The following is an 8,905-nucleotide window of genomic DNA, read 5'->3' on the forward strand; positions in this document are numbered from 1 at the left end:
GCCCCCGCCGCCGCCGCCGCCGCCGCCGGATGAAACCCCGCCGCCGCCGGTGAAGAACCTGTCGCCGCCGAAGCCGTCGCCGGTGCCGCCGCCGCCGCAGGCTCCTGTGGTGGACGTGCCGGAACCGCGTCCGAACGACATCGTGACGCCGCCGTCGCCGCCGACCCCGCCGCAGCCGCCGAGCTCGATCGAGGCCAGCGTCGATATCTCGTCCAAGAACATGAATCCCCCGCGTTACCCGCCGGCTGCGTTCCGTGCAGGTATCCAGGGTGAAGTCATCCTGATCATTGATGTCGATGCCAACGGCAACGTCACCAATGTCACGGTCGAAAAGTCCAGCCGTAACCGTGACCTCGACCGCGCCGCGATGGAAGCCGCACGCAAGTGGAGCTTCCGTGCAGCGGAGTCGGGCGGCAAGAAGGTCGCAGGTCGCGTTCGCGTCCCGGTCAACTTTGCGCTGAACTGACAGCGGCCGGTGGCCCGCCGGCCACCGCCTTGCCAGCTCTTCTTTAGCACCACCATTCATCACCACACACAACAAAGGTAAGCGTCATGCTGCAGGAACTTTTCATCGCCGCTGCTGCCGGGGGCAACCCGTCCAATGCCCTGTCGCAGATGGGCTTCGAGCATCTGATCCACGAAATGACCACCCAGCCGGGTGACTTCGCTGTCTCCTGGGTCGTGCTTCTGACCCTGGTGATCATGTCGGCCATGTCCTGGTACTGGACCGTCATCAACATCTTCCGCGCTACCCGCCTGAAGAGCGCCGCTGACCGCGTCGTCAGCCAGTTCTGGGACACCCCGAACGCGCAGGACGCCATCCGTGCGATGGAAGAACAGCCGGCTTCCGAGCCGTTCTCGAAGATCGCTCTGGACGCAGCCCAGGCTGCTGCCCACCACCAGCGCGCTGAAGGCGGCGCCACCGGTGGCCTGGGTGAGAACCTGAGCCGTTCGGAATTCGTCGACCGCGCCCTGCGTCAGGCCGTCACCCGCGAAAGCAACAAGCTGCAGTCGGGCATGACCCTGCTGGCCACCGTTGGTGCAACCGCTCCGTTCGTCGGTCTGCTGGGTACCGTGTGGGGCATCTACGGCGCGCTGATCAAGATCGGTGCCACCGGTTCCGCCTCGATCGACGCCGTTGCCGGCCCGGTGGGTGAAGCGCTGATCATGACCGCGATCGGTCTGTTCGTCGCAATCCCGGCCGTGTTCGCCTTCAACTTCTTCAGCAAGATCAACAGCGCCACGATCAGCAAGTTCGATACGTTCGCTCACGACCTGCACGACTTCTTCGCCACCGGTTCGCGCGTCCGCTAATTGCGACGCGCTGTACCCGGGAAGAATGTAGTCAACACGATCTAGACGGAGCCCGTTATGGCTTTCAGTAGTGGAAACAGCGGCGGCCCCATGGCCGACATCAACGTGACGCCCCTCGTGGACGTCATGCTGGTGCTGCTGATCATCTTCATCATCACGGCGCCCCTGATGTCCCACAAGGTCAAGGTGGATCTGCCGGAGGCCAACCTGGTCCAGAACCCGGAAGCCGCCGAAGACCGCAAGGGCCCGATCACCCTGGCAGTCAAGGAAGACGGTTCGATCTACTGGAACGACGAGGAAATCGACAAGGGGACGCTCGAGTCCCGTTTGGCGACCGCCGCCCAGCAGACCCCCCAGCCCCCGCTCAACCTGCGTGGCGACCGCACCACCAAGATGCGTGTCATCAACGAGCTGACCAAGGTTGCGCAGGAACAGGGCATGCTTGACGTTGGCTTCGTGGCCACCAAAGAGAAGGGGCAGTAAGCCATGGCATTCAGTTCTGGTGGTGGCAAGGGCCCCATGGCAGACATCAACGTCACGCCCCTCGTGGACGTGATGCTGGTGCTGCTGATCATCTTCATCGTGACCGCGCCGATCATGACGTACCCGATCGCCGTGGATCTGCCGCAGCGTGTTCTCAACCCACCACCGGTGACCGTTGAGCCGCCGCCGCCGATCGAGTTGCGCGTGGACGCCAGCAACCAGGTGTTCTGGAACAACAGCCCGGTGGCAGTGGGCGAACTCCAGCAGCGCATGGAGCAGGAAGTGCAGCGCGATCCGACCAACCAGCCTGAGCTGCGCATCGACGCCAGCCCGGACTCGGAGTACGACGTGATGGCCAAGATTCTGGCCGCCGCGAAGAACGCGCAGATGAAGAAGATCGGGTTCCAGCAACAGTAATACGCAAGACCCAAGTCATGACGCGACTGGAAAACGCCCCTGGAAACAGGGGCGTTTTTTTTGCCTGGGTGACGGGAACGACCGTTGACGGCTGACTGCGCTGGGTGGACCATAGTGGCGCGCATGCAGCACATAGCCGAGAAGGTGCGCACCCCACCCGCTTCGCGGGTCCCGGCCGGACCGGGTATAGCCAAGGGCATCGGACTTACGGAGCCTCGACCAGCACTGCTGGCCGGGGCTTTCGCCTTCTGGAGCAAGCGCCGGACACCCATGTCCGGCTATGATCCGCGCATGCTTGCGACCTACCCTGCCCTCGCCGATTGGCTGCATTGGCTTGACGCCATTCCCCACCTGCGGCCGATGATGATCGCCGCCTATGTGGTGTACCTGCTGTGGCTGATCGGCTGGATCATGCTGCAGAAGCGCGAACCGGTGGCGACGCTGAGCTGGATTCTTTCGCTGGCCGCGCTGCCTTACATCGGGTTGTTGATCTATTACGTGCTGGGTCCGCAGAAAGTAAAACGACAGCGCCTGCGTCGCGGTCGCGCGCGCTCCGGCATGGAGCATTACAGCAGTGTGTGTCCGCCGGATGCGGACTGCACCGAGCTGGTGAAGATCGCCCAGTCCACTACGGGGTTGGCGCCGAGTTCGGCGACGGAAGTGGAATGGTTGGTGGATGGAGCGGCGACTTACGCCGCGCTGATTGCAGCGATTGGCCAGGCGCGCGATCACGTGCACTTGGAGTATTACATCTTCAATCCGGATCACGCCGGCACAGCGCTGCGTGATGCCTTGGTAGAGCGTGCTCGCAACGGCGTTCGTGTTCGATTGCTGTTGGATGCGGTGGGATCTTCCGCCATCAAAAAGTCCTTCCTTGCACCGCTACTCGACGCCGGTGGTGAAGCCGCCTGGTTCCACCCGCGCCAGCTGCTCAAGCCGTTCAAGCGCCCGTGGTTGAACATGCGCACCCACCGCAAGCTGGTGGTGATCGACGGGCGCACTGCTTTCACCGGTGGCATCAACATCACCGACGAAGAAGACGAGAGCCAACGCCCAGACGCATACCGAGACCTGCACATGCGGCTGGAAGGCCACGTCGTGCGCAGCCTGCAGCTGGTGTTCGCCGAGGACTGGATGTACGCCACCGGGCAGGAACCGCAGAAGCTCGAGATGGCCCGGCTGTGGCCCAACGACATGGCCCAGCGCAAGGACGGCAGCATCGACACCCAGGTGCTGGTGTCCGGCCCGGATTCCGCGTGGGAGGCCATCCACCGACTGAAGGTTGCCGCCATCCATGAAGCCAAGGAGCGCGTGTGGCTGGTGACGCCCTACTTCGTTCCTGGCGAAGCCGCACGCATGGCGCTCACCTCCGCCGCCCTCGGCGGCCTGGACGTGCGCCTGCTGGTGCCGAAGATGAGCGACTCCTGGTTCGTCACCCAGGCGGCCCGCTCCTACTTCGACGAGCTGCTCAATGCCGGCGTGAAAATCTACGAGTACGGCCCACGCATGCTGCATACCAAGGCCTTCATCGCCGACGACGACGTCTGCATTGTCGGCAGCGCTAACTTCGACCACCGCAGCTTCCGGCTCAACTTCGAGCTTTCGATGATGATCACCGACGCCGGCACCGTGGCCAAGCTGGAAACCATCCTGGCCGCCGAGTTCGCCGCAGCCACCCCGGTGCACAACGAACGCAAGCGCTCGCTGTGGCTGCACCGCGTGCCCGAGGCCTTCGCCCGGCTGGCCTCGCCGCTGCTGTAACCGTTGCCACGTGGAACCCCGCCCCGCCCCGGCGCTACACTGCGCGGGTCAACGGGGAGAATGACAATGTACTGGTTGTTCCTGCTGCTTTCGCTGGGCTGTTTTGCCTTCGCCATGAAAACCCCTTCCACCGGCATGATGATGCTGTGGCTGGGCGGCGCGCTGCTGTTCCTGCTGGCGTGGATCCGCGGCCGTTACGTGGCCACCTTCGGTGACGGGCAGCGTGACATGACCACTTTCATCGACCCTGCCGAGCTGCGTCGGCTGCGCGAGCAGGCCCAGGCCCGCCGCGAAGCCGAGCGCAGCCCGGACGACCTGCCCCCGAGCCTATGACTTACCTCAGCGTCAATGTGAACAAGATCGCCGTCCTGCGCAACTCGCGCGGCGGCACCGACCCGGACGTGGTGCAGGCCGCCACCGCCTGCCTGGACGCCGGCGCACACGGCATCACCGTGCACCCGCGCCCAGACCAACGGCATGTCCGGGCTGAGGATGTGTTCGCGTTGAGTACGCTGACCCGCGCCCGCGGCGTGGAATTCAACATCGAGGGCAACCCCTTCGCGCCACCGCGTGAGGGCTACCCCGGCCTGCTGCCGCTATGCGAGCAGACCCGCCCCGCCCAGGCCACCCTGGTACCGGATGGCGACGGCCAACTGACCTCCGACCACGGCTTTGATTTCGGCCGCGACGGTGAGCGGCTGCGACCGCTGATTGCCGCGCTGAAGTCGTATGGCTGCCGGGTGAGTCTGTTTGTGGACGCCGGCAACCCTGATATCGCGCAAGCGGCAGCCCTCGGTGCCGACCGCGTGGAGCTGTACACCGGGCCGTATGCCGAAGCCCATGCCGCTGGCGACGCCACCGTGCAGTTGGCATTGTTTGCCGATGCCGCCCGCCGCGCACAAGCCGCCGGACTTGGCGTCAACGCCGGCCACGACCTGTCGCAGGAAAACCTGCGCGACTTCCTGCAGGCCGTGCCGGATGTGCTGGAGGTCTCCATCGGCCACGCCCTGATCGGCGAAGCGCTGTACGACGGCTTGGACACCACAGTAAAGGGCTACCTGCGCTTGCTGTGACCCATCGGCAACACGCGACGGATCCAACCCCGCCGTAGAGCCACGCCCTGCGTGGCTTCGCGGTGCCGGCACCATCCGCGGTCCCGTAGAGCCGGGCTTGCCCGGCTGCTCTCAGCGCAACCTGTGGATAACCCTGGGCGCCAATTCACCCCACCCCGCCCAAAGCCCCCTATTCACAACACTTTCACTACCAAAACACCCTGTAGTTAGTAATACTACTAACCATGCAAACCGGCACCCGAACCCACCATCCCACGCCCCGATCTCAACCCGCGAGACACCCGGCGGCTAGGCTCTAACCATGGGAATCGCAATCAAGGGTCGAGGCTCCACCACCCACCTGGCCGGCCGCTTCGAGGTCACCACCAGCGAAGCCGTGGACGATGGCTGGGACACCGAAGAAGGCGAAGAATTCGCCGCCCCGCGCCTGCGCACCGAGGTGCGCGCCGAAACCGCACGCAGCATCATCAGCCGCAACAAATCCCCCGACGTCGGCTTCAGCCAATCGGTAAACCCCTACCGTGGCTGCGAACACGGCTGCTCATACTGCTTCGCCCGTCCCAGTCACGCCTACCTCAACCTCTCCCCCGGCTTGGACTTCGAAACCAGGCTGTTCGCCAAGACCAACGCGCCGCAGTTATTACGCAAGGAATTCTCGCGCCCCGGTTACGTGCCGCAGCCGATTGCCCTGGGCATCAACACCGACGCCTATCAGCCGATCGAACGCAAGCTCAAACTCACCCGGCAGCTGATCGAAGTGATGCTGGAAACCCAGCACCCGTTCTCGCTCATCACCAAGAACGCATTGGTGGAGCGCGACATCGATCTGCTTGCGCCGCTGGCCGAACAAAAGCTGGTGAGCGTGCACTTCTCGGTGACGTCGCTTGACCCGCATCTCTCCGCGAAACTGGAACCGCGTGCTTCGGCACCGCACGCGCGTCTGCGTGCCATGCGTCGCCTGCACGACGCTGGAATTCCAGTGGGCGTGATGGTCGCGCCGGTGATTCCCTGGATCAACGACTCGGAGCTGGAAGCCGTGCTGGAGGCCTCACGTGACGCTGGTGCCAGCAGTGCCGGGTACGTGCTGCTGCGGCTGCCGCTGGAAGTGGCACCGCTGTTCCGCGACTGGTTGGATACGCATCACCCGGATCGCGCCGCGCACGTGATGAGCACGATTCAACAGCTGCGCGGCGGCAAGGACTACACCAGCGAGTTTGGAACCCGCATGCGAGGCGAAGGGGTCTATGCGGACCTGCTGTCGAACCGGTTCATGCTGGCGCGCAAGCGGCTGGGGTTTGATGGCCAACACAGCCACTGGCCGAAGCTGGATTGTGCGAAGTTCGTGCGACCGTTGCCACCCAGGCAAGACTCGCCACAGGGATCGCTGTTCTAGCTGCCGGTCGCCGTGGGACGTCTCGGTTGTGCGCGCCACCCAGCAAAATAACGGCTTGGACGGGACGGGCTTCGGTAGGGTCGCACGACAGTCGACCGCCGATAACAACTCCACACTCGTTTGTGGCATGACGCAAGGCGAAACAGGAACTCCATGATGACCTGGCCGCCACTCGCGAACACCTTCACCCCTTAAAGGTGAGTGATTCCGGATGGTAGTAGAAGATATCCTGACCACCGTACGTGCAGGTAAAGCCGTTGACGCTGACGATTCCGTTGAGGATCGAGATTGCTTCAGTGGAGAGTTCGTGACACTGGCGTTCTGACGCAGCACCTGATTTATTGGGCACAGCATTCCGTCCGAGATCGATGAACAGACGTCGTTCCTTCACGGACAGGTGGGTCGCAAATCACAATGTGCGTCTGCCCAGGCAGCTTGGGCTGTGCGTCCACTGCATGCTGCAGCTCAGCGTTGAGCACCTTCTCAACCCTCGCCCGCTCGAAGCTGCTCATCTGTGAGGCAGGCCTTCCTGCTGCGTCGGGGACCTGCGATAGCGCGGGCTGCGGTGCGTAGAGCGTAGCGATTGCGAGGGACAGCAGCGCCGTGCCTGGCCTGTGTGCTCCGTTGGTTCGCATGCTTCATCTTCCTTGGATGATGACCGCTCGTTCGCGGTTCAGGGCAGTTCTGGATACAGTCTAGAAGTGTGGGGTTTAAAGCTGAATCAGCGCGAGGGAAGGCGCGTGCTCGGTGGGCATTTGGCCTTCGCCGCGCTGATGATTGATATCGGCGGTCGACTGGCGTGCGACCCTACCGATGCGGGTCAATCTAGGGCCAGCCTGCAGCAAGGCAAAGGGGCATCAGGGCCCGAAGCCGACAGCCATTGCCACGATCCGCTTGCCTCGAGAATAGAAGCATATGCTTGAACCACTATCGGCATAGCCGCATACGCTCTCGACATCCAACTGCCCAAGCTTTTCGCGCGAACTGTGGGTTTGGCCGTAATCCGCTGCGGCAGCCCTACCCTTTGATTTCGGATCTCCAATCACTACGCCCTTGAGATTCAGCCCTTTCAGAATCTCGGTCTCCTTGACCGATTGCGGTCCTGTTGCGATCGCGGAAACGCGAATCTCGTCGACGGTACGCACGCTCGCTGCGATATCTGGATTGGAAGTGATCACGACCTCTAATGCCGTTGATGGGTCCCAGTATCTACGGCGAATCAAACCGGCGTCATCAACGGAGCTCTCCCCTTCACCGTAGCGATGCAGGATGGCAGCCTCGTCATACACACGCGGTAGATACGCCCCGTCATGGAACACCTTTGATACAAGATTTTCCTTGGCTCCTGCGGCTTGAGTTGTGGCAGCCGCTATCAATCCCAGCGCCGACAGCGTCAACTTGGTCATGCTCATGGACTTAACCAACCTTTGGAAGAATGGGGACACTACGGGACGCTGGGAGATCAGCCGATAATAGGGTATCGGCTTACTGGGTCCTTTGGCTCCACGTCACGGACTCGCAGTATTGGCTTGTGATGTTTGAAGATGGGACCGCGCGAGTGCTGGCGCGGGTTCGGTGGGAACTTGGCCTTCGCCGCGTTGATGATTGCTATCGGCGGTCGACTGGCGTGCGACCCTACCGGAGCGGGCTTACGTGCGCGGTTGGATCCAGATTCGGCCGGCCTTGGGCCGGCCGTTCTGGTTCCGTCGTGCTTGGGCGCTTAGTCGCCGCCTACCTCAGTGAAGCGCACGATGGCGGCTTCCGGATCGGGGGACGGCGTGGCCAGGGTGATGGTGATTTCGCCCGGGGTGCAGTCGGCGCGGATCTGTTCGCCGGGTTCAAAACCGAGGCGGCGTAGCCAAGGGCCGCGCAGGTAGATGGAAGGGGTTGCCGCTTCCTGTTCCTGCAGGTCCGTTGGGACGGAATTGACGTTGGGGAAGTGCCTCGTGCTTGGGCGCGGCGCGGTGGTGCTGGGTACTGCTTCCTGCGGCTGATCGGATTGCTGATGCATGTGATGACTCCGGCTGGAAGGAACACCCTCGCCTGAAAGGCGAGGGGAAGTCGGGAGGTCAAAACCGCGCTAGGCAGGCGGCGGGCGTATTCCCACATGAGGGTGTTGTATTAGCCACCCTCCCGACGTGGGACCTTCAACAGTTTCGCCTAGCGGGAGTTTTGAGCTCCGCGACGCCACGATGCGGGCGCGGCATTGGCGCGCAAAGCGATTTGTTTTGATTGGTTTTTTGCGACAGGTTGCCGGCGAGCCTGGCGTGTCGGGATTGGCCCCGAAATGCCGGATTTGCGGCGGTTTAGCGTGATTTGGTGCGCGGTTTTGGCATCGAGTTGGCCGTTTGACGCGTATGGCGCAGACAAATTCGAATTGTCGCGAAGGGCCGGTTGTGCGTCAGGCGAGCGTGGTAGCGCCGGCCGTTGGCCGGCCCAGGCGGTGTCGAGGGCCGGCCAACGG

At 63.1% G+C, this 8,905-nt stretch carries 11 protein-coding genes; 8 read left to right on the plus strand and 3 right to left on the minus strand.

Features of this window, described 5'->3' with window-relative positions; genetic code table 11:
• The 8 genes from EGJ34_RS18815 to EGJ34_RS18850 form a co-directional block, all read left to right on the plus strand.
• On the plus strand, window positions 1-466 hold a 466-nt coding region (locus EGJ34_RS18815; RefSeq protein ID WP_148100522.1), incomplete at its 5' end, for an energy transducer TonB.
• 86 nt (window positions 467-552) lie between these two features.
• On the plus strand, window positions 553-1,314 hold the full coding sequence (gene exbB / locus EGJ34_RS18820; protein WP_125361986.1) for a TonB-system energizer ExbB: 762 nt from the start codon (window positions 553-555) through the stop codon (window positions 1,312-1,314).
• Between the two features lie 57 nt (window positions 1,315-1,371).
• Window positions 1,372-1,797: a biopolymer transporter ExbD gene (locus tag EGJ34_RS18825; RefSeq protein WP_125361987.1), complete on the plus strand. Its 426-nt coding sequence runs from the start codon at window positions 1,372-1,374 to the stop codon at window positions 1,795-1,797.
• Window positions 1,798-1,800: 3 nt separating this feature from the next.
• Window positions 1,801-2,214 carry a biopolymer transporter ExbD gene (locus EGJ34_RS18830; protein WP_125361988.1) on the plus strand — a complete coding sequence of 138 codons (414 nt, stop codon included), beginning with the start codon at window positions 1,801-1,803 and terminating at the stop codon, window positions 2,212-2,214.
• A 291-nt stretch (window positions 2,215-2,505) separates the two neighbouring features.
• A complete protein-coding gene (gene cls, locus EGJ34_RS18835; protein WP_125361989.1) occupies window positions 2,506-3,975 on the plus strand; it encodes a cardiolipin synthase in 1,470 nt (489 codons plus the stop codon).
• Window positions 3,976-4,041: 66 nt separating this feature from the next.
• The gene (locus EGJ34_RS18840) at window positions 4,042-4,308 is read left to right on the plus strand and encodes a hypothetical protein (RefSeq protein ID WP_125361990.1); all 267 of its coding nucleotides are present in this window, start codon (window positions 4,042-4,044) and stop codon (window positions 4,306-4,308) included.
• On the plus strand, window positions 4,305-5,048 hold the full coding sequence (locus tag EGJ34_RS18845; protein ID WP_125361991.1) for a pyridoxine 5'-phosphate synthase: 744 nt from the start codon (window positions 4,305-4,307) through the stop codon (window positions 5,046-5,048). Before EGJ34_RS18840 ends, EGJ34_RS18845 begins: the two co-directional genes overlap by 4 nt.
• Window positions 5,049-5,349: 301 nt before the next feature.
• On the plus strand, window positions 5,350-6,441 hold the full coding sequence (locus EGJ34_RS18850) for a PA0069 family radical SAM protein (RefSeq protein ID WP_125361992.1): 1,092 nt from the start codon (window positions 5,350-5,352) through the stop codon (window positions 6,439-6,441).
• Between the two features lie 184 nt (window positions 6,442-6,625).
• Here EGJ34_RS18850 and EGJ34_RS22560 read toward each other — a convergent pair whose 3' ends face one another.
• The 3 genes from EGJ34_RS22560 to EGJ34_RS18865 all read right to left on the minus strand — a co-directional run bounded on the left by EGJ34_RS22560 (window position 6,626) and on the right by EGJ34_RS18865 (window position 8,452).
• Window positions 6,626-6,832: a hypothetical protein gene (locus tag EGJ34_RS22560; protein WP_125361993.1), complete on the minus strand. Its 207-nt coding sequence runs from the start codon at window positions 6,830-6,832 to the stop codon at window positions 6,626-6,628.
• A 466-nt stretch (window positions 6,833-7,298) separates the two neighbouring features.
• A complete protein-coding gene (locus tag EGJ34_RS18860; protein ID WP_125361994.1) occupies window positions 7,299-7,853 on the minus strand; it encodes a hypothetical protein in 555 nt (184 codons plus the stop codon).
• 308 nt (window positions 7,854-8,161) lie between these two features.
• On the minus strand, window positions 8,162-8,452 hold the full coding sequence (locus EGJ34_RS18865; RefSeq protein WP_125361995.1) for a SymE family type I addiction module toxin: 291 nt from the start codon (window positions 8,450-8,452) through the stop codon (window positions 8,162-8,164).
• Between the last annotated feature and the right edge of the window lie 453 nt (window positions 8,453-8,905).

The organism is Stenotrophomonas sp. 278, assembly GCF_003935715.1.
Taxonomy (GTDB): domain Bacteria; phylum Pseudomonadota; class Gammaproteobacteria; order Xanthomonadales; family Xanthomonadaceae; genus Stenotrophomonas; species Stenotrophomonas maltophilia_AH.

What these genes read in the sequence shown, in the direction of transcription:
- EGJ34_RS18860 (WP_125361994.1), bottom strand. Translation starts at nt 7,853, where the DNA reads ATGAGCATGACCAAGTTGACGCTGTCGGCGCTGGGATTGATAGCGGCT.
- exbB (WP_125361986.1), top strand. Translation starts at nt 553, where the DNA reads ATGCTGCAGGAACTTTTCATCGCCGCTGCTGCCGGGGGCAACCCGTCC.
- EGJ34_RS18845 (WP_125361991.1), top strand. Translation starts at nt 4,305, where the DNA reads ATGACTTACCTCAGCGTCAATGTGAACAAGATCGCCGTCCTGCGCAAC.
- cls (WP_125361989.1), top strand. Translation starts at nt 2,506, where the DNA reads ATGCTTGCGACCTACCCTGCCCTCGCCGATTGGCTGCATTGGCTTGAC.
- EGJ34_RS18865 (WP_125361995.1), bottom strand. Translation starts at nt 8,452, where the DNA reads ATGCATCAGCAATCCGATCAGCCGCAGGAAGCAGTACCCAGCACCACC.
- EGJ34_RS18850 (WP_125361992.1), top strand. Translation starts at nt 5,350, where the DNA reads ATGGGAATCGCAATCAAGGGTCGAGGCTCCACCACCCACCTGGCCGGC.
- EGJ34_RS18840 (WP_125361990.1), top strand. Translation starts at nt 4,042, where the DNA reads ATGTACTGGTTGTTCCTGCTGCTTTCGCTGGGCTGTTTTGCCTTCGCC.
- EGJ34_RS18825 (WP_125361987.1), top strand. Translation starts at nt 1,372, where the DNA reads ATGGCTTTCAGTAGTGGAAACAGCGGCGGCCCCATGGCCGACATCAAC.
- EGJ34_RS18830 (WP_125361988.1), top strand. Translation starts at nt 1,801, where the DNA reads ATGGCATTCAGTTCTGGTGGTGGCAAGGGCCCCATGGCAGACATCAAC.